Source organism: Bifidobacterium sp. B4111 (assembly GCF_026537235.1).
Taxonomy (GTDB): Bacteria; Actinomycetota; Actinomycetes; order Actinomycetales; family Bifidobacteriaceae; genus Bombiscardovia.
This window is the reverse complement of sequence record NZ_JAFNMO010000002.1, coordinates 559,018-579,000: the sequence shown is the minus strand read 5'-3', so window position 1 is coordinate 579,000 and position 19,983 is coordinate 559,018. Positions and strand designations below refer to the sequence as shown.

General features: G+C 52.9%; 14 protein-coding genes and 2 pseudogenes. 7 read left to right on the top strand and 9 right to left on the bottom strand.

Going from position 1 to position 19,983, the window contains the following annotated elements; all coding sequences use genetic code 11:
- The first annotated feature begins 61 nt into the window (after positions 1-61).
- Both J3T93_RS06180 and J3T93_RS06175 read left to right on the top strand, forming a co-directional pair.
- Positions 62-1,345, top strand: coding sequence for a PLP-dependent aminotransferase family protein (locus J3T93_RS06180; protein ID WP_267430958.1), 1,284 nt, complete (start codon positions 62-64; stop codon positions 1,343-1,345).
- A gap of 3 nt (positions 1,346-1,348) precedes the next feature.
- On the top strand, positions 1,349-2,563 hold the full coding sequence (locus J3T93_RS06175) for a D-alanine--D-alanine ligase family protein (protein ID WP_267430957.1): 1,215 nt from the start codon (positions 1,349-1,351) through the stop codon (positions 2,561-2,563).
- A gap of 1,124 nt (positions 2,564-3,687) precedes the next feature.
- Here J3T93_RS06175 and J3T93_RS06170 read toward each other — a convergent pair.
- On the bottom strand, positions 3,688-4,038 hold the full coding sequence (locus tag J3T93_RS06170) for a hypothetical protein (protein ID WP_267430956.1): 351 nt from the start codon (positions 4,036-4,038) through the stop codon (positions 3,688-3,690).
- A gap of 109 nt (positions 4,039-4,147) precedes the next feature.
- Between J3T93_RS06170 and trxB the strand changes: the two genes are divergently transcribed.
- The gene (gene trxB / locus J3T93_RS06165) at positions 4,148-5,092 is read left to right on the top strand and encodes a thioredoxin-disulfide reductase (protein ID WP_267430955.1); all 945 of its coding nucleotides are present in this window, start codon (positions 4,148-4,150) and stop codon (positions 5,090-5,092) included.
- 765 nt (positions 5,093-5,857) lie between these two features.
- On the opposite strand, the gene J3T93_RS06160 is transcribed toward trxB, so the two are convergent.
- The 8 genes and pseudogenes from J3T93_RS06160 to rpmH all read right to left on the bottom strand — a co-directional run bounded on the left by J3T93_RS06160 (position 5,858) and on the right by rpmH (position 14,554).
- Positions 5,858-7,453 (bottom strand): ParB/RepB/Spo0J family partition protein, encoded by a 1,596-nt coding sequence (locus tag J3T93_RS06160; RefSeq protein ID WP_267430954.1) that lies wholly within the window; start codon positions 7,451-7,453, stop codon positions 5,858-5,860.
- Between the two features lie 4 nt (positions 7,454-7,457).
- A complete protein-coding gene (locus J3T93_RS06155; protein WP_029676100.1) occupies positions 7,458-8,405 on the bottom strand; it encodes a ParA family protein in 948 nt (315 codons plus the stop codon).
- A gap of 2,011 nt (positions 8,406-10,416) precedes the next feature.
- A complete protein-coding gene (locus tag J3T93_RS06150; RefSeq protein ID WP_267430953.1) occupies positions 10,417-11,298 on the bottom strand; it encodes a 16S rRNA (guanine(527)-N(7))-methyltransferase RsmG in 882 nt (293 codons plus the stop codon).
- A 546-nt stretch (positions 11,299-11,844) separates the two neighbouring features.
- A pseudogene (locus J3T93_RS06145) lies at positions 11,845-12,381 on the bottom strand (protein jag); the annotation flags it as partial.
- A 176-nt stretch (positions 12,382-12,557) separates the two neighbouring features.
- Positions 12,558-13,580: a membrane protein insertase YidC gene (gene yidC / locus J3T93_RS06140; RefSeq protein WP_267430952.1), complete on the bottom strand. Its 1,023-nt coding sequence runs from the start codon at positions 13,578-13,580 to the stop codon at positions 12,558-12,560.
- Between the two features lie 2 nt (positions 13,581-13,582).
- Positions 13,583-13,894 carry a membrane protein insertion efficiency factor YidD gene (gene yidD / locus J3T93_RS06135; protein ID WP_267430951.1) on the bottom strand — a complete coding sequence of 104 codons (312 nt, stop codon included), beginning with the start codon at positions 13,892-13,894 and terminating at the stop codon, positions 13,583-13,585.
- Between the two features lie 107 nt (positions 13,895-14,001).
- A pseudogene (gene rnpA / locus J3T93_RS06130) lies at positions 14,002-14,394 on the bottom strand (ribonuclease P protein component); the annotation flags it as partial.
- Between the two features lie 25 nt (positions 14,395-14,419).
- A complete protein-coding gene (gene rpmH, locus J3T93_RS06125; RefSeq protein WP_015022700.1) occupies positions 14,420-14,554 on the bottom strand; it encodes a 50S ribosomal protein L34 in 135 nt (44 codons plus the stop codon).
- A 331-nt stretch (positions 14,555-14,885) separates the two neighbouring features.
- Here rpmH and dnaA point away from each other — a divergent pair, with 331 nt between their 5' ends.
- From dnaA to J3T93_RS06105, 4 genes are all read left to right on the top strand, one after another.
- Positions 14,886-16,628: a chromosomal replication initiator protein DnaA gene (dnaA, locus tag J3T93_RS06120; protein WP_267430950.1), complete on the top strand. Its 1,743-nt coding sequence runs from the start codon at positions 14,886-14,888 to the stop codon at positions 16,626-16,628.
- A gap of 413 nt (positions 16,629-17,041) precedes the next feature.
- Positions 17,042-18,166, top strand: coding sequence for a DNA polymerase III subunit beta (dnaN, locus tag J3T93_RS06115; protein ID WP_220236566.1), 1,125 nt, complete (start codon positions 17,042-17,044; stop codon positions 18,164-18,166).
- 29 nt (positions 18,167-18,195) lie between these two features.
- Positions 18,196-19,458: a DNA replication/repair protein RecF gene (gene recF / locus J3T93_RS06110; RefSeq protein ID WP_267430949.1), complete on the top strand. Its 1,263-nt coding sequence runs from the start codon at positions 18,196-18,198 to the stop codon at positions 19,456-19,458.
- Positions 19,455-19,952, top strand: coding sequence for a DUF721 domain-containing protein (locus J3T93_RS06105; protein WP_267400908.1), 498 nt, complete (start codon positions 19,455-19,457; stop codon positions 19,950-19,952). The genes recF and J3T93_RS06105 overlap by 4 nt, the downstream gene beginning before the upstream one ends.
- Positions 19,953-19,983: the final 31 nt, after the last annotated feature.

Below are 19,983 nucleotides of genomic sequence, written 5' to 3'. Positions count from 1 at the left end.
AAAGCCCTTGCAGGTAATACAGTTTCCTTAGACAACGGCGGCAGGAAGGCGGAAGTCAGTCATGGCGGATGATCCCAATATCGCACCCAAGGTCATCAAGAACGATCCCTGGTATAGCTCCTATGCAGCACGAGCCGAGCAGATGCGCGCCTCCGAAATTCGCGCCCTCTTCGCTGTCGCCAATCGACCCGAAGTGGTCTCCCTGGCCGGCGGCATGCCCTACCTGGGCCGGATGCCTTTCGATAAACTGGCCGACCAGCTTGGCGTCATGCTACGGAGCAAGGGCCAAGTGGCCTGGCAGTATGGGTCAGCACAGGGCGATCCCCATCTGTGCGAGGACGTGCTGCCCATCATGGAGCTGGAAGGTATCAAGGACGTCCAGCCGGATGACGTGGTCATCGTCAACGGCTCCCAGTCGGGACTGGACCTGATCACAAGAATCATGTGCGATCCGGGCGATGTGGTGCTGGCTGAGGCACCCAACTATGTGGGCGCCCTGGGCGTCTTCCAGTCCTTCCAGGTCGATGTGGTCAACGTGGCCATGGACGGAGACGGACTGATTCCCGAGGCTCTGGAAGAGACCATTCTTGAACAGCGCCGTCAAGGCAAAGCGGTCAAGTTCCTCTACACCGTGCCCAACTTCCACAATCCCGCCGGCGCCACCATGAGTGTCGAGCGGCGGCCGCGAGTCATCGAGATCGCCAGAAAGTACCATGTGCTTATTGTCGAGGACAATCCTTATGGACTACTGGCCTTCGACGGCCAGACCTATCCGGCCCTGCGCTCTTACGATTCCGAGGGCATTGTCTACCTGAGCAGCTTCTCCAAGATCATCGCCCCGGGCATGCGCGTGGCCTGGATGGTTGCGCCTCCTGGCATCCGACAGAAGCTGGTTCTGGCCAACGAGTCAGCCATCCTTTGTCCTTCCAACATGAGCCAGATGACCATCACCACCTATCTGGACAACTTCGACTGGAAATCGCAGATCAACGATTACCGGGGAATGTACAAGGAGCGCTGTGATGCCATGGACGAGGCTTTGAAGGAATATTTGCCCTACTGCTCATGGCTGAAGCCCAAGGGTGGCTTCTACATCTGGCTGAAGATACCCCAGGGGCTCAACGCCAAGGACATGCTGCCTAGGGCGATCACCGCCAAGGTAGCTTACGTGTCAGGCACAGCCTTCTACGATAATGGGGAGGGCGCGGATCATATGCGCCTGTCCTTCTGCTACCCCACTCCCGATCGGATCCGGGAAGGAATACGCAGACTGTCCACAGTCATCGAGAACGAACTCGCCACCGTCCGGCTGTTCGAGCCTGACAACGACAAGAAAAGGGGCTGAATCATGGCGGCCAAGCACAGCAAGACACCTCGGCAGCAGACCGGCGGCAAAACCGTGGCAACCGGCAAGGCCAAGACAATCGCGAGCACGAAGACGACCACGGTCGCAAGTCCGACCAGCACTGCGGCCACCACTTCAGCCACAGGTGCCAGCGAAGTGGCCAAAAAAGCCAGGCGGACCTCACATCGCTCCATCCGTGAAGCCACACCAGTCACCATGGACGATGTCACCTCCCTGGCCAGCAAGACCACCAAACGTGCTGACAAGTCGCTTCTGGTGATCTGTGGTGGCCTCAGCCATGAGCGCGATGTCTCCATCAGCTCGGGTCATCGAGTTCAGGGATTCCTGGAGGAGGCAGGGTGGACAGTCCACGTCCACGACATGGATGGCTCGCTCCTTCCCTACCTGACCGACGAGTCGACCCGCCCTGATCTGGTCTGGCCTTTGCTGCATGGCGCCAACGGCGAGGACGGTTCCATCCGTGACGTCTTGGAAATGGCCGGATTGCCTTACATCGGATCCCGGGCCAAGGCCTCCCGGACCGCCTGGAGCAAGCCCATCGCCAAGAACGTCGTCCGCATGGCCGGCTTGCACACTCCGCATTCCGTGACGCTGCCCGAGTCCATGTTCCGCGAGCTGGGTGTCGAACCCGTTATCGATATGCTTCTAGGTTCGCTAGGACTTCCACTCTTCATCAAACCCACCATGGGTGGCTCAGCCATGGGCTGCACCATGGTGACTGAACAGAGCCAGCTCACTCAGGCGCTGATCAATTGCTTTGCCTACGGTGATGTAGCCCTGATTGAACAGGCTGTCACGGGCGCCGAGGTCTCTGTGTCCATCCTCGAGTTTGACGGACACCCCCTGGTTCTGCCTCCGCTTGAAATCTGGACTCCCTCAGGCACCTACAACTTCGAGGCTCGCTCCACACCTGGCCCGACAGAGTTCTATGTTCCAGCCCGACTGGATGCCAAGACCACACAGGCTGTCAGCGATGCCGCACTGACCGCTCACCGGGCTCTGGGGCTCCGCGATATTTCACGAACCGATTTCATCGTTGATGCCCAAGGTCAGCCGCAATTCCTGGAGTCCAATGTGGCACCCGGTATGACGGACACATCGCTTCTGCCACAGTCAGCCCAGGCCGCTGGCTACAATCTGCCAGAGCTATACACGGCATTGGTTCAATCAGTTTTGAATCAAAAGCGAACCGATTGAGACCTTAAAGCCCCTCTGGTTCTGCCTATCGTTCGGCTAGCACGTACAAGGTCCGCCTGATGCATGATGTGCAATTTGTACAATATGCGTCAGGCGGATCTGCAATATACGCCGATTGCAATACAGGCACAGCAGATAGCATACAGGGCGGGCACCAGATTCTCATTAGCATTCTTTCCCAGCCATACAATGGCAGTGGTTCATTGTTCGCCACTCATCATCGATTATTTCTCGCCTTCTATTCGATATGCCCAGCTCCCCACTTCTGATGTACTCTCCACTTCTCTTTTGCTACTCAGCCAAAGCCGATATTGATCGAAGGGCATGTTCAGTCAGATCACAGTTTTATATTGTCAACCAAACCGATTTGCAAAATCGACGCAGACCAATGGATTGCCGATGCTGCAATGACTGGTCGTCCTCCGAGACTCAACTCACAGGAAACTGCGGTATTTGTTCACACCCTTGAATGCAATCGCGGTCGGTATCCAATGTTTCACGTGAAACATTCTGGGGTGATCAACTTACTGCACGAACTCCAGCGAGAGCCTCAAACGGTATAACGGCCTATGACCGACAACGAATCCTGCACCTTAAAAGTGCGAGTCGAATAAAGAAATGGTCGACTGAAAAAGAAGACGACCCTCGCAGGATTGCAATCACTACGGATGCTGCCTGATTTTGCTGAAGATGTTATACCAAGTTTTTCTATCAAAGTACGCGTAATTGCATGTAGGTTTTGCTGCTTTTATAGCGTCGAGAATCGATCCATTTCAACTATGCCAGCAAGAACTTCGAGCGAGGGTTGAGTCTTCACCTGCAAATTATCATTCGGTCACCGGCATAGTTTTCCCGGTTCATTTGCCCCTATTTGTCCTTCCTCATCGCTGAGAACACATCTTCCGATCAGATTTCATTTATTAAGCCATCTTGCTGACGCGGTTTGCTCCCCTCACGCACTCTAGAGCTCATAGATAAATGCCCATAGATACCCTGCAAATCAGTGGATTAATATATCCAAGGGGATCCATCCTTGTTCAAAGGCCATACTTCATAAGATCAAACAAGCAATTAAAACCGCACCCTACTACAATTGGGCAGTCCTCGGCCTTGCTCAATATGCCTTACTCGTCTCTGCTGCTTTCCTCGCTCTTGTTCGATCCGCGCGAGGAACTTTCACCAAGTTCTTCCTGAGTTGAGGATGCATACCGGTCGGTAGACCTAACTGACATGCCATCATCAGCGACAAGGTTTTTATCTGTTACCGGAGAATCTGCGTCCAACTCGTCTTCATTGTCATCAGAGCTTGGAGGATTCCAAAAACGCCAACTATGCCAGCTGTCATCCTCACTCTTATTATCTGTTTGATGGCTAGGATGCTCCCGCAGCAACCGATCAACTCGGAGCATAAACCAGATCAGCACCAGAATCGTCCCAAGATTGGTTACGATGGCCACTATCACGGTTTTCTCCATAGTTTAAGAATAACCTGCTTCTGTCAAAAACAGACCTACTGTGATATAAGTAGCGCCCTTTTCGCCCACCGCGTGTGCCCCAGTCATCCTGCATGGATACAGTAACGTTATGAAGCAAAGTGTTCATGATGCCATTGTTATAGGGTCCGGACCAGCAGGTTACACGGCCGCCATTTATCTTGGAAGAGCCGGATATGCTCCACTAGTGATTGCTGGAGCCCTAACGCCCGGCGGTCAGCTTATGAACACGACAGAGGTAGAGAATTTCCCCGGATTCCCAAAAGCGGTATTGGGTCCGGATCTGATGGATCAGATGCGCGAGCAGGCCGAACATTTTGGTGCTCAGATCGAGTACGACGATGTCGTCTCAGTTGACTTGAGTGGAGATATCAAACGGATCACTACCGATGGCGGTGAAGAATACCAAACTCGAGCAGTCGTTATCACCACTGGTTCGCAATATCGAAAATTGGAGATTCCTGGAGAGCGCGAGTTTTCTGGGCGAGGTGTTTCCTACTGCGCCACATGTGACGGATTTTTCTTCAAGAATAAGCCGATTGTGGTCGTTGGCGGCGGCGACTCTGCCATGAGTGACGCAGACTTTCTAACCCGTTTCGGTTCTTCTGTCACCTTGATTCACCGTCGCCAAGGCTTCCGCGCTTCAAAAATCATGGTGGACCGAGCCAAGGCCAATGACAAGATCAACTTCCTTCTCGATTCGGTCGTCACGCAGATCAACGGTGACGGTAGCGGTGTAACCTCTTTGGATGTGCGCAACACAGCAACTGGCCAGCAGTCAAATATTCCAGCAAATGGAGTTTTCGTTGCCATCGGATTCACCCCCCAGACTGCTTTCTTTAATGGACAAGTCGACCTGGATCAGGACGGCTATATCCTGGTCAAGGGCGGTTCAACTAAGACCTCCACACCCGGAGTCTTTGCCGCTGGTGACGTAACCGACAAAGTCTATCGTCAGGCCATCTCTGCTGCTGGCATGGGTTGCCGTGCAGCCTTGGATGCCCAAGAGTATCTTACGAGTTTGGATAACCGCTAAGACCTGATACGCCCTGCAAACAAGAATTTACGTGCCTGGCAGTTTAAGATTGCCAGGCACTTCGTTTATCTACTATTTCAGCAGCTTATTTAGTTGCACTTAATTGTCTATTGGTTACGACGAAATAGCCCGCTCAACAGAAACATCACTGACCCTACAGCTTTTTCTATCGTCTCCTGCTGATATAACTACTCTCTGCTAAGGAGACATTACAGAACCCAGCCCTCCCCCCAACGCCGCGTCGAAAATCCTACAGACCTTGCTAGCTTAGGTATGCTACTTCCCTGCCAGGAAAGGAACCTTGCTTCATCTAGAACCACATCTAAGCGGAGACTTACCTCTTAGCCGACACACAGCACAGACATAAGCAACCACTCCAGTACGCCCAACTAAATAGCCAGCTTAGTCAACGACTCACCACATGCCCCACACTTGGGCGCACTCATCCACCCATGACAGCTAACCAGTTGAGATACCGATCGGACCGGATGTAGTTAACCGACAACACGACTTGGCTGATCAGTTAGCAGTTATTCAGAACCGAACAGTCTGCCAACATAGGTATATTGCGCACAGCCTTTCAGCACAGATATATCTGGACAGTGACTGGCACTTACTAATGATGGTTTAATCATTCTGATCTTAAGACAAATGCAGCGATTGCTCATCAGCTCATACGGGACCTGTTTGAGCTATGAAGCAATCGCTCGCCTTATCGGCAGGGTTTGGTTAAGCAACCCCTGCAGTCGCATTCTGAGAATAGGATCAAACCCAGCCTTTACCGCCCGAACGATTGCCATTATTTGGGGATTGATCCTTCTCCAAGAGAATGCCAACAATACGGTCCATATCTTCTGGCGAAGAAAATACGATTTCTATTTTCCCGTGCTTTTTAGTCCCCTTAATAGCCACCTTCGTATCAAAGTGACTTTCCAGGTCCTGGCGTACAGGACTATCGGCCCAGGCGTTTACTCTAGGCTTTTTTGCTTTCTTCTTCGCCTGTCCGGTCTGCAAGGCGACAAGTTCCTCGGTAGATCTTACTGACAATCCCTCAGCGATGATCTTGTCTGCCAAAGCAGTCATGGACTTTTCATCCGGTAAAGTAAGCAAGGCGCGGGCATGTCCAGCTGACAACACACCTGAGCTGACTTTTTTCTGAACACTGGGGGGTAACTTCAACAAGCGAAGTGTGTTGGTGATCTGAGGTCTGGACTTGGAAATTGACTTAGACAAACCGTCCTGAGTCAAGCCGAACTCATCGATCATTTGCTGATAAGCTGCTGCTTCTTCCAGAGGATTAAGAGCTACTCTATGGAGATTCTCGAGCAAGGCATCACGCAACATGGTGTCATCGCTCGTCGTTTTAACAATTGCAGGTATGGTATCTAGGCCAGCCAACCTAGTAGCACGCCAACGACGCTCACCCATTATGATTTCATAATGAGTTGTTTGCCGCAGATTCACGTCTCTCTGGTTTAAAAGCTGTCCCGATCGCTCTGCACCGGTCTTAGCGTCAACAACTTTTGATTTACTGCCTGCGCTGACAACTGAGGTTGTTTTATCTCCAGTTGTTCTTGGATAGTCTGCAAGAGTCGATCTTCGCACCACTATCGGCTGCAATACACCAACTTCCTTGATGGAGAGGGACAGCTCCAACAGTTCATCTTCATCGAAGATCTGCCTCGGTTGCTGTGCGTTGGGCCTAATATCGTCCACACGCACTTCAGCCAAGTACCCGCCTTTGACGGGTTCCAGCTTCTCTTGGGTATTGCCTTCTGCCTTATTTAGCTCAGTATCATTGCCAACAGGAACTGCACGGTTAACGCTTTGCCGAGCCTCTTTTGTCCTATCGTCGACAGCATCACTCGATTTCATCATCGACGATGTTTCACGTGAAACATTCGTCGTCGTAGGGCCAAAGAATAAATCACTAGGGTGTTCCAAGCTGCTGATGGAGGGAACAGACCGACGCTTGGTGGTCCTCTTCGACGTTAATGTTTCACGTGAAACATCGTCGGCGATTGACTTGGAAATACTGACTCGCTTTTGTCCTGCGTTGGTACGTTTACGACCACTCTTAGAGGACTTTGCTGAATCCGCTAGCTCTGAGCCAGCACGATCCGAATGCTGAGTACTTCTTTCTGATTTTGCCTTGCCTTTTGTTGTGTCGTCCTTCTCTAGGCGCTTTTGTCCATTTGATTCCGCACCCAAACCTTGAAAAATCGGCTGCTTATTGCTTGAATTTGGTACTTTGTTATCTTGTCGCCGACTATTATTGTCAGCATTGTTTTCATCATCTTCACCTGGCAAAGCGGGGAATAGAGCCCCCAAGCCCTTGCCTAACCGTGAACGGCTTGTCATGTCCTCACTCCCCCTGTCTTCTATTGGCAATATGTTCCAGTACCTGGTTCGATCTCTGGGCGATTTCTAACGCTGCCTCCTCATAAGCAATAGCACCGGCTCCTTTAGGGTCGTAGGTGACAACGCTTTGCCGGAAGCTGGGAGCTTCAGAGATTTTGACTGAACGCGGAATGGTCGTATTAAGCACTATCTCTGGATAATGTTCCTTGACCTGATCAAACACTTCTTTGCTTAACAGTGTTCGCCTATCGTACATCGTCAACAACATTGTCGAGATTACAAGGTAAGGATTATAGCTTTGCTGAACAAGCCCTATGGTATGCAGTAGCTGTTGCAGTCCTTCAAGCGCATAGTATTCAGCTTGTACTGGGATCAATACCTCATTGACTGAACACATGGCGTTCAGAACTAGCAATCCGAGACTAGGTGGGCAATCAACGAGAACATAGTCATAATGCTGATGGCAGACTTTGAGATAGTCAGCAACTGCTTTTTTCATTAGCTGATTGCGGTTGGGCATATCCGCAACTTCCAGCTCAGCTCCACTTAAGTCAATGGAAGATGGGACAACCTCAAGGTTGGGGAATTCAGGGGAAACTACCTTAACGTCGTCAATCCCAAGACGGCCTTCAAGTACATCATACGTTGATGGAGTCCCGGACTCATGAGCTACTCCCAATGCAGTAGAAGCGTTGCCTTGTGGATCCATATCGATGACCAACACACGCTGATTGAATTCAGCAAAGGCGCATGCCAAATTAACTGTAGTTGTGGTCTTCCCTACCCCGCCCTTTTGATTTGCAACGGCAATGAAGCGAGTTTTTGAAGGATGAGGGAATTCAGCCTGGCGTAAAGCCTGATAGCGTGCAGAAAGATCTGCCATTTCCGCACCTGACACCGAACCTGTCCCGTCAGCGAATATTCGATTCAGAATATCCGTTGCCGACTCCATACCTGATGCGTTCGGCGTACCTTGCTCACCGATATCCGAGGTATTTCTCGAAACGGGTTTCACCTTCTTCGATGCGGTCACGAACCATCCTCCTTTTGATAACAAATCAATTTTCCCGTCCTAGTTGGACATGTCAGAACCAATCGCTAGTTACACACAGTCACTGTTCATAACTGTGGATAAGTGTGGATAGGTCCAATAACGGATCTGTCACCGACCTTCCCCTTAAATTATTAGCTTTGCCTTGTGATTATTGGCAATTCTGCCTCTTCCTGCACCACATCATGACTCACCAAGCATAATGTGGATAATTCATTTGTCAGGTCTCAATTGTGCATAACTTTAAAAAAACGCGTATCAATAAATTAACTACGCCTCATCAGCACGAAGCACTATTCATAGTTATTATCAATGATTAGTCCACCTACTGAGAAATCTTAATAACACTGCTACAAATGTCTAATTAAACTCATAAACAAATCCTTATACAACTGTACTGCAGGATAGTGTTTCACGTGAAACATCTCAATTGTTCAGGAAGTTCCATCTCATTTTTGCTTGTTAGCTTACACAGTTCGGTGTCTCAGTTCTGCCCACTCTTTATTCTAAGGTGGTTTATACGCAAGCAAGGACTACCACGTATTTAGCGGACAGCACTGGTCGCAAAATTATGAATTTAATCTGTTTCATTGTTAAGCAACCGGCATCAGAATACTGATAGGTGTTCCACTATACTTCATGAGAATATGGTTGAAAGAAAATAGCTAAAATAAAGTTCAAGGGCCATTTCTAATCAAAATATAGAGGATATCGTGATTCCCTTTCATTTATACTCAAATACCCGTGATCAAGATTATTGAATTCCATGTCAATGGTTTCACGTGAAACATTGCATCTGATCTCTAGTTAGGAGTCATCCACTCAGAGCAGCAAGGCAGAATAATGTCAGATACAAGATGCTGCAGGATATAGCCGTCTTGTGTGGACTTACTCGTATATAACACACCCTCAGCTCTTTGTGAATGGGTGAATCTGTAACACTATAAGTGGCGAAGTGCGCAACATACCACACAATAAAACAGATGTTGATTACGCAATGTTTCACGTGAAACTATCTTTAGTGCACGCACTAGAAACTGTGGATGGCCTCTTGTGCTAAATTCAGCTATCCCTCCATACCCGACATCAAAAAGGCATAGTCAGCGTTGAAACCGATTTAGAAATTGCTTCTGGTTGTATTAACCGATTAATCAAGCACTCGCTTATACATTTGCAAAGATCGACAGCGCTCTATGAGTATTAATGAAGATACAACGCAGATCAACACACAGGTTAGACAAACCAAACTGCACTTATGCAATGGGAACCTGTAAATAAAAACAGCAGGGCGGGCGTAATAAGACGAATTAGCACATGAAACAGGTAAATTGCTAGGTCACTGAGTATCAAAGGACGGCATCACCAGAGTTGGCTAATCAAGCATCCTAAAGTTGGCGGTATATCCCGTTCTAAGCTATAACCCTATACAATCGGCACAACAATGTTTGAAAGACAAAACCAGTATGAAATAAGCCTTATAGCAGAGCAGTCGGAAGAGACGGGGCGATGTGTTTGATCTCAAATGAAACAGCTTTACTATTTCAAATATTATACTCATATGTAACTTATGATGGCTTTGCTCTGCGGACAGATTAGATACTGGAGGATCAAAGTCGTTAAAAGCCTCGGACTGCAAACCATTCTTAAAAAAGTCATATAGGATTTCTAACATACTTTGTTCTCTCCTTAACTGAGCATGTCATCCCTTCCGATTAGGTGGCAGACACTTTAGTTGCAGTCCGGCAAATGCAGGTTCGATCTAGTAGACAGAATCAGTCATTTCTGGTCATTTTCGACAAGGCTCTATTTAGAAATTGATAATTTATTCTCTAATTTAGCAGAGTCTTATCTCGCTATTGTGCAAAGACGCTGACAACGAAGTCATTAAATTGTGTCCTATCAATATCGTGCTTTAGCTTTTGTCCACAAGAACCACGTGAGTGTCCTCAAGACCGGGTGCAACAGGGGCTTGACGAACCCGTGGATTCGCTCCATGATATTTTTTTATCTCTTTAGCAGCTTTATCAAGCTCATTTTGCGCCGAACGACCTTTAAGAGCAATAAGCTGACCTCCTGACCTCAAGAGAGGTAGAGTCCACCCAGCGAGCTTGGTCATAGGTGCTACAGCCCGACAGGTCACGGCATCAAAATTCTGAGGAACTGAAGGCGCGAAATCCATATTTGCCGGACTTGCTCCGCCCATCACAGCCGAGGATTCGGTCCCATTCGCAACTTGCTGACTGTCACCATTCCTGGTGGTGACCAAAGTCGAAGAACCGTGGCCAGAAACGGAACTAGACACTTCCTCGCTTCGGCGACGACCATGACGGTGGCTATGTGAACCTTTTTTGTTGCGCCGATTTGATGCATGAGAGGATTGCGGAGCCAGATCCTCTGCACGTTTGCGAAGCACTGACACATTAACCAGTTGCAACTCATCAATGACTTCCTGCAACCAGAGCACACGCCGCTCCATTGGCTCGACAAGTACCACAGTGCACTGCGGAAGACACGCAGCCAGTACAATACCAGGGAAGCCCCCACCGGAACCTATATCTACCACTGTCGCTGTCTGACCATCAGTAGTCAATCGTTCACGCACAAAAGGCACAATGGCAGCTGAATTGAGTATATGCCGCTCCCAAATAATGTCTTCATCGCGGGGGCCAATGATTCCTCTCTCCACGCCCTCACGTAGGAGCTTGTCGTGAAAACGCTGCATGGGTACTAAAGCATCGCCGAGAACCTGCCTCAAAAGGGGACTATTGTTCAACTCATCATCCACAACAGCCATTTCAACTCCTCACATCTGCATTCGGCACACAATTAATCACAGCCACAGACCTTGACAGCGTCATACTGTCTTGTATCTCGTATCAAGCGGCATCTCACCCTGTCAGAATCGAAAACCTCTGGACTCCGAAGCCAGCCCATTTACCAACGTATGGTTTTCAACCACAAAAGAGCGTCAAAGGCACACATCAATATCCTAACGGAAACAGCATAGAAGGAAGCCTCTTATAGAGGATCACGAACCAAGAGCATTCCGAATTAAGCAGCATGGCAAACTAAGCACCATCATGAGCCAGACAAGACAACATACCTGCCGAATAGCGCTACACAGACCGATAACAAAACGGACTTACACAGTATGGCCGCACCAAACAATGGAGCAATCTAAAAAGGCCGACATCACAAATACTTCATCGGAGCATAGCTCTACTTGGCTCTACTGTCACTCCCTGTCCGCGTCAGCAGGATCGTCATCAGCCCTGTAGTCAGCCGAATCCTCGACCTGATCAGCGTCATCCGCGTCCCGCGGGACGTCATACCCGACTGGCTCGTCCTCAACGTCGTCAGGCAGGTCCTCGTCTTCGTTCTTGGCCTTCAGATAGACGGTGACGTACCGGTGAGGCTCCTCACCGTGGGAGCGTGACTTCAGCCCCTCCTCGCGAACCATGTCATGGACGATCTTGCGCTCGAATGAGTTCATAGGTTTCATATTGACGGGATCGCCGGTCTCACGAACCTCATCGATCACATCCAGGGCCTGCTCGCGAAGATGCTCACGCTTGCGCCGCAGAAAGCCGTCCACATCCACGATCAGATGGGAGCGCTCCCCTATTTTCTGCTGCACAGCCAGCCGCGTCAGCTGTTGAAGAGCGTCGACTACCTCGCCATCCTTGCCGATTAGATGCTTGATATCCGTATCGTCGTCAGCCACAATCTGCACGGTCGGACGGTGGTTACGCACCCCCATCTCGATATCGCCCTCGTAATCGACGATGTCCAGCAACCCCTCCAGATAGTCGGCGGCGACATCCGCCTCCTCATTGAGTTGCTCGATGGTCTTTCCCTGGTCCAGAGACTGAGACATCTATGCTCTCCTTACACGCGTTTACATCCGATTCATAACCTCAGATCCACTGGATTCCTGGTCACCAATCGAGTGTCCAGTATTGAGGATACACGGACGTAATGATTGCAGACTACTCCAGTATCCGCCCGATCGAAAGCTGGGTCACCGCGCCGGCCATTATGCCAATAGCCGCATCAACGACCGCGACGCTTGCGGTGGGGCTGAGAACGCTGGTGGGAGACGTTCTTGTTGTTACGGGCTTCCTCCTCCAGCCGCTTGGCCTCCATCAGCTGCTCCTCCTCCAAAGAGGGCAGCCCCTGGCGCTTGCGACGAGCGTTCTCATGGCGGTGATCTCGCTCCTCCTTGCTCTCTGCAGCCGGCGAGCCGGGAGTGGGCATATGGTGGACCTGGAAGAGGGTTCGGCCCAGATTCCAAAGGTTGTTGGTCAACCAATAAATCAACACGGCGAAGGGGAAGTAAATACCCGAGAAGATATACATGACTGGGAAAATGAAGGCCATCATCTGCTGCATCTTGTACTGCTGCCCCTGCATGGCCGACCTAGGCAAGTTTCGTCGAACATTATGGAACTGCGAGTAGAACATGGCCAGGCACATGAGCACGATGAAGATCACAATGACTATGCGGCCCGCACCCTGGGCAGACATAAAGTTGTCCGAAATCCGCAGCCCAAAGAAGGTGGTCTCCTCGAATTCTCGCGCCACCTGTCGGTTGAAGGCTCCCAAAGGTGCCCGCTTGCCCCGAGCGATGAAGGGCACAGCCGAAAGCACGTAGAACATGGTCATGAAGATCGGGCCCTGGACCAGCGCAGGCAGACAGGACCCCGTGGCGTTGGCATGGTTATCCTGATAAAACTTAATGGTCTCCCGCCTCATGGCCTCTTGGCTGGCTGGATCCTTCTTATTGCGGTACTTATTCTGGATCTTCGTTAGCTTGGGCTGCAGGGCCTGCATCTTTTGCATGGATCGCAACTGCTTGATGAAGAGCGGCAGCACGCACAGGTTGACGACCAGCACCAGCATCACTACCGAAAGCGCCCAAGCCACGCCGGGACCCTTGTGGAACCCGATCAGGGTCAGGAACTTGTGACAGTAGGTCATGATGTAGGTCATGAGCCACTCAATGGGATACAGGATCTTGTAGAAGAAGCCGTATATGCCCGTATCGAAAGTGAAGGTGTCGTTGTTCTGGAACATTATCAGGCCGTCTCCTTGTCTGGGGCCATGGGGGTCAGCCGGGCCTCCTCATGGGCCGCGGACCACGAGAACCGATAGAAGATGGAAAATCTTTGGGGCACGTCATCGATTCCGCCGTTGTTGAATGGCGTGCAACGCAATAGCCGCAGAACGGCCAGGATAGTTCCACGCAAGGCCCCGAACCGCCTCAGAGCGGTCAAAGCATACTGGGAGCAGGTCGGGTAGTAACGACAGCTCGGCGGCGAAAGGGGTGAGATGCGGCGCTGATACCAGCGGACTGCACCCTGCAGAGCCCGGGAGGCCAGGCCACTCATGCCCTGCACCCTTCACTGGCTTCCAAATGTTGAACGGGTTGACGCTTGGACCCGGCAAGCTGCAGCTCTGACTGTCCCTGTGCATCGAGGCCGCCGGCAGTCTTCCCGGTCTTGCGCATGAGGTCACGGAAAAGCCTGTCGACTTGTTCCTCCAGCTGTTTGTATGTGGCTGTGGCAGCGCTGGGTTTGGCGCGCATGACCAGATCACAGGAGGATGGCAGCAGGTCCTCCTTAGATCCGGCAAGTTGCCTGAATCTGCGTTTGACCTTATTCCTAGTCACGGCCTTGCCCACATTTTTGGATACAGCGAGCCCCATGCGGCGTCTGCCTGCAGGCAGGATGTCATGCCGCCCTTCGCGCACAGCCGATGTCACCGGCAGCAAGGTCGCTGTTCGGTCAGATCCAGGTATCGAATAATGTATGACCAGATCCCTGCTGCTGACCCGATGGCGTCGCCTGAGCACCGCCGTGAACTCCCGGTGGCTTCTCAGCCGTTCCACCTTCTGAAAAAGGATTGGATCCGACTCAGGCAGAGAGGGTCCGACGGCCCTTGGCCCGGCGCCGGTTGATCAGGGCACGACCGGAGCGGGTGCGCATACGAGCGCGGAATCCGTGCTTCATGTGACGACGGCGATTGTTGGGCTGGAATGTCCTCTTCATAATTCGTTGCTCCCGTGTGTAGACATACTCGAGTACGGCTCGTTATGAGTCAAGCTATATCACGGTACACATGAGCCGAGACGGAGTCAAACAGGCTTCCGCCATCCAGCTGGTGAGGACCGCTCCATACCCTGTGCAAACCCTGTCATAGCAGGAGAATAGGCCTCCTTACTTATCCACAAATTACATCACTGTTATTCACATTCATCGTAGATACAACACGCTATCCTGTGGATAACCGCGCAAAGTCGGTGTAACAATGAGCTACTGTCTACTCTGAGAGAAGCAGGAAGACCGGGAAATCCGTCGTCGAGAAGAGAGGAGCACACTGATGGCGCAGGATCCGCTGGATGCCGCTGCCCAGGCCAAGAGAATCTGGGATTCGGTCCTGCAGGTGCTCCGCTACAGCAGCTCATTGACCTCCAGAGACAAGGGCTGGCTGGAGGACATCACCCCCGAGGCGGTTTTCGGCACCACCATCGTTCTCAGGGTCTCCTCCAAGGCCACTCAGGAGGCTGTGCAGGGACCGCTCAGCCAGCCGCTCCTCAATGCATTGCAGCTGGTCACCAACAAGGAAATGTTCCCGGCCATCAAAATCGTCTACCCAGAGCAAATGGCCAAGCAGAAAGCTGCCGATCAACAGAATGACCAACGCGCGTCCGCCATGGCTGGCTCTGTCCCGGGCAGCGGCGAGTTCCGTCAGGTTCCCGGTCCTGCTCAGGATCCCTATAGCGACTACCAGCGTCAGGCCGGCATCGACCGATCGCCCGACTCAGAGACCCACTCGGACTGGCGGACCGAGAACGCTGGAACCTCCAAGTCCCCGATTGTTTCCGTCAATGACTTCCACGAGGGCACCTATGTGCCTATGACCCTGGATATGCAGGCCGAACTGTCCGAGCCCTCCCCCGCTGTGAGGTCAACGGCAGGCGCTGATGCCGACCAGCAGAGCGAGGCAGAGAGGACCGCATCCCGACCCGCCTTCACCGTGCCCCGCTTCCCCATGAGCCAGAACCGAGTGGAGCGCGACCCGCAGACCCACCTGAACAAGAATGCCACCTTTGATACCTTCGTCCCAGGCGACTCCAACCGCTTTGCGCGAACCGTAGCCTTGGCCGTGGCCGAAGGGTCAGGCCAGGATTTCAATCCTTTATGTATCTACGGCAGCTCAGGCCTGGGCAAGACCCACCTGCTCAACGCCATTGGCAACTATGCCCTGGTCAAGGATCCTTCGCTCAAGGTCCGATACGTCAACTCGGAGGAATTCACCAACGAATTCATCGACGCCTTGCAGAACTCCACCCAAGGGTCGGGCCAGATCGCGGAATTCAACCGCCGCTATCGGCAGGTGGATGTGCTTCTTATCGATGATATCCAGTTTCTGGGGGGCAAGGAAGCCACCCTGGACCAGTTCTTCCACACCTTTAATGCCTTACATGACGCCAACAAGCGCATCGTCATCGCCTCGGACGTAGCCCCCAAGAATCTGAAAGGCTTCGAATCACGACTGATCTCGCGTTTCGATTCGGGTCTGACTGTGGATGTCAAACCTCCGGACCGGGAGACCCGGGTGGCCATCCTCAGAATGATGGCCTCCATGAACGGGGTCAGCATTCCCAACGAGGTTCTGGATCTGATCGCGGAACGCTTCACCGAGAACATCCGAGAGCTTGAGGGGGCCCTGACCCGTGTCACCGCCGTGGCCAGCCTTAACAATCAGCCGGTCACCACAGCCCTGGCCGAACAGACTCTGCAAGACTTCTTCTCTACGGATGTGGAGATCAAGCCCACTGACATCATCTCCCAGGTGGCCAAATACTTCCATCTGACCTTTGACGATATTGTCGGCCGCACGCGCACCAAGAACATCGCCCTAGCCCGACAGATAGCCATGTATCTGGCGCGGGAGATGACCAGCATGTCCTTGGTGGATATCGGCGAGGTCTTCGGCGGCCGCGACCACACCACAGTCATGCACGCCTATACACGTATCTCCAATGAGATGCAGGAAAAACGAGAGATTTACAACTACGTCATGGAGCTGACCGTCCGGCTCAAACAGCCTCAGGAATGATACGACACGCAGACACTACTGTGGATCGGCAGAAAAAGATATCCACCTACTTATCCCCGAATGTGGGCAAACCTTGGGAATAACCCACTGCTTTTCCGGGGATAACTGGTGCATCTTCCGCGAACAAATCACATGTTTTTGTGGATAACTAAGCAGAACTCCAGACTTGTGGATAAATTGGCTTTTTAATCACACCGATTACACTACTTATCCACAACACTCAGGTGATGCCTATCCACTGCATTGCAAGGATCTGAGAACTTATCCACACCATCCACCAAGCTTATTACGATGACTCAATGTATATTTATGCAATAGTCACCTTCATACTCAAGCACACCTCTCACTCCAACCACATCACCCGACCTATTCGATAGAATGAATCCAGTTCATTCATCGACAAGAAGGCTCCCATGAAAGTAGAAGTGAATTCATCCGCACTCTCGGATGCAGTGGCATGGACCACCCGCATCATCCCCTCCCGGCCGGCTTCGCCGATCCTGGCAGGCATCAGGATGGAAGCCTCTGACGGAACATTGAAGCTCTCTGCTTTCGATTACGAGGTTTCGGCGAGGAACCACATCGAGGCAGGCATCGACGAATCCGGAACAGCCTTGGTACTGGGTAAACTGCTGGCTGACATCACAAAATCCCTGCCATCAGAGAAGACCTACCTGTCAACCGAGGGATCCAAGATGACCATTACCTCGGGCAAATCCACTTTTTCTCTGCAACTGATGCCTGACAGCGAATACCCCGACCTCCCTGCCGTTCCTGAGCCCATGGGCCAGGTGGATGCTGAGACCTTCATTCAGTCCATCTCCCAGTCCATCGTCGCTGTTTCCCGGGAAGAGAGCCGTCCTGTGCTGACCAGCGTCAAAACCGAGATCACTGGGGACAAGGTGGTCATGACCGCCACCGACCGTTTCAGGCTCTCCCGTTCGAGCTTCACTTGGACTCCTCGCGATGCCAACTTCTCCACCTCCATGCTTATCCGCGGCTCTTTGCTGCGGGACATCGCCCGTTCCCTGGACGAGCACCAGAACGTGACCATGGATTATGAAGCCGACAACCCCACCATCATGGGAGTGGAAAACGCTGGCAAAATATCCACTACCCAGCTGATCGACGGGGAATTCCCTGCAGTAGATCGTCTCTTTTCAGACGAGTACCCCATCCAAGCTGTCATCGCCCGGCAGGATCTGATCGACGCCATCAAGCGTGTGGCCCTAGTAGCCGAGCGCAATGCCCCAATCCGTATGGTTTTCTCCGGCAACGAGGTGACCCTGAGCGCAGGCACAGCTGACGAAGCGCAGGCCCATGAAGTTCTGCAGGCGGATCTGGACGGTGAGGACATCACAGTGGCTTTCAATCCCAACTACCTGATCGACGGGTTGGGCGCCATTGCTGAGCCTTTTGTCCGCATCAAGATGACCTCGGCAGTCAAGGCTGTAGAGTTCAACGGCCAGCAGGAGCAGGATTCCGAAGAGTCCATGGACTACCGTTACCTGCTTGTGCCCATGCGCTTCAACAACTGACACCCGGGCAGGTTCGAGGAACAATCGCCATGCACATCTCCCGTCTGGTTCTGGATCACTTCCGTTCCTGGGAGCATTGCGTCCTCGATTTGGAGCCCGGGGTGACCATTCTCGAAGGACGGAACGGCCTGGGCAAGACCAACCTGGTCGAGGCCGTCGAGGTCCTGTCCACCGGCAGCAGCCACAGGACCTCGTCCTCACTGCCCCTGGTAGAGCGTGGGCAGTCCAAGGCCACCATCAGGGCCAGGCTGGAGCAGGACGGAACCGCCACCGACTATGAGCTGACCATTGCCGCCAAGGGGGCCAACCGGGGAAGAATTAACGGCGGGCCTTCCCTCTATCAGCGTGACCTGGTAGGCCGGGTGCCCTGCGTGACCTTCAGCCCCGAGGATCAGCTGATGGTCTCAGGAGAGCCGGCAGCCAGACGTGCCGTGCTGGATCAGGCTGGCAGCCAGCTCGATGTTGACTACTTCCAGGTTTGGCAGGATTTTCGCCATGTGACCAGGCAGCGCGCTGCTCTGCTCAAGCAGCTCTCCCAGTCGGGCCACGACCCCTCGGGCGATGGGCGTGACGCAGCCCTGTCCGGCCTAGAGGTATGGACCGGGCAGTTTATTCGTACCGGGTTGGATCTGAGTCGACGACGGGCGGCTCTGGTAGAGGCCCTGGATCAGCCCTTCAGCGATCTGTATGGTCGGCTGGCAGGCCCTGATCAGGATGCCCGATTGACCTACCGGCCCTCCTTTGAGGAGATCGGACCCGATAGGCAGACCGGTCCCGAGGTTGCCGAGGCTGTCAGTCGTCACTTTCAGCGGATATACCCGGGAGAAGTGGCCCGGGGCACCAATCTGATCGGTCCCCAGCGCGATGATCTGGCCTTCACTCTCAACGGCATGCCTGCCCGGGAGTTTGCCTCCAACGGTGAGATGTGGACCCTGGCCCTGGCTCTGAGACTGGCTCTGCTGCAGGTGGTCAAGGATCGTCGCTCCTTGGAGCCCATCGTCATTCTGGATGATGTCTTTGCCCAGTTGGATCGGGGCCGCAGGGATCAGATTCTCGACTTTGCCCGCCAGCAGGACCAGGTACTCATCACCGTGGCCGCCGACAGCGATATTCCCTCCCTGCAGGGCGCCAGGTTGGTGGATGTGTCCAGGTTGAGGCCCTTGCAGCCATCCGATCCGGCCGCTCAGGATCCGGCCATCGCCAGTGCCATGCAGGATCTGCGGCGAACCAGGGGAACGGCCGATGGCGGCTCGGATATGCCGGATGGGCCGGAGGGGAACGACCTGTCATGAAGGCACCCATGGTCGAGACCCTGCACCTGGACCAGCGTCGATTGCCGGCCCTGGTCTTCGAAGGCTGCACGAGACGGGCGGCCACTCGTCGGCAGCGAGAGGATGACTCACGTAAGGCTTGGTATGCATTCGGCAAGCCAGGCCGCGACCCGGCCAAACTGGGAGGAGTGGTGACCAGCCTGGCTGCCGGAAGCGGGTGGACCAGCCATCTGAAGGTGGCCCGGCTGCGCAACCAGTGGGACAGTGTGGTGGGACCCGGCATCGCCGCCCATTCGAGAGTGGTCTCCTACCGGGAGGGCGTGCTGATCATCCAGGCGCAGACCACGGTCTGGGCCACCCAGCTGGCCTACTTGGTCCCCCAGCTCAAGGCGACCATTGTCAAGCGTCTGGGCATGCCGGTCAAGCAGATCCGGGTGACCGGCCCCCACAACTACAGCTTCCGCCGGTCACGGTTCGATCCACCCGGACGAGGCGTGCGCGACACCTATGGATGAACCCATAATCTACGAATACCGTCTTCCCAGC

What these genes read in the sequence shown, in the direction of transcription:
- yidC (WP_267430952.1), bottom strand. Translation starts at nt 13,580, where the DNA reads ATGTTCCAGAACAACGACACCTTCACTTTCGATACGGGCATATACGGC.
- recF (WP_267430949.1), top strand. Translation starts at nt 18,196, where the DNA reads ATGCACATCTCCCGTCTGGTTCTGGATCACTTCCGTTCCTGGGAGCAT.
- J3T93_RS06160 (WP_267430954.1), bottom strand. Translation starts at nt 7,453, where the DNA reads ATGACAAGCCGTTCACGGTTAGGCAAGGGCTTGGGGGCTCTATTCCCC.
- J3T93_RS06180 (WP_267430958.1), top strand. Translation starts at nt 62, where the DNA reads ATGGCGGATGATCCCAATATCGCACCCAAGGTCATCAAGAACGATCCC.
- J3T93_RS06155 (WP_029676100.1), bottom strand. Translation starts at nt 8,405, where the DNA reads ATGGAGTCGGCAACGGATATTCTGAATCGAATATTCGCTGACGGGACA.
- J3T93_RS06175 (WP_267430957.1), top strand. Translation starts at nt 1,349, where the DNA reads ATGGCGGCCAAGCACAGCAAGACACCTCGGCAGCAGACCGGCGGCAAA.
- J3T93_RS06150 (WP_267430953.1), bottom strand. Translation starts at nt 11,298, where the DNA reads ATGGCTGTTGTGGATGATGAGTTGAACAATAGTCCCCTTTTGAGGCAG.
- J3T93_RS06170 (WP_267430956.1), bottom strand. Translation starts at nt 4,038, where the DNA reads ATGGAGAAAACCGTGATAGTGGCCATCGTAACCAATCTTGGGACGATT.
- trxB (WP_267430955.1), top strand. Translation starts at nt 4,148, where the DNA reads ATGAAGCAAAGTGTTCATGATGCCATTGTTATAGGGTCCGGACCAGCA.
- dnaA (WP_267430950.1), top strand. Translation starts at nt 14,886, where the DNA reads ATGGCGCAGGATCCGCTGGATGCCGCTGCCCAGGCCAAGAGAATCTGG.
- yidD (WP_267430951.1), bottom strand. Translation starts at nt 13,894, where the DNA reads ATGAGTGGCCTGGCCTCCCGGGCTCTGCAGGGTGCAGTCCGCTGGTAT.
- rpmH (WP_015022700.1), bottom strand. Translation starts at nt 14,554, where the DNA reads ATGAAGAGGACATTCCAGCCCAACAATCGCCGTCGTCACATGAAGCAC.
- dnaN (WP_220236566.1), top strand. Translation starts at nt 17,042, where the DNA reads ATGAAAGTAGAAGTGAATTCATCCGCACTCTCGGATGCAGTGGCATGG.
- J3T93_RS06105 (WP_267400908.1), top strand. Translation starts at nt 19,455, where the DNA reads ATGAAGGCACCCATGGTCGAGACCCTGCACCTGGACCAGCGTCGATTG.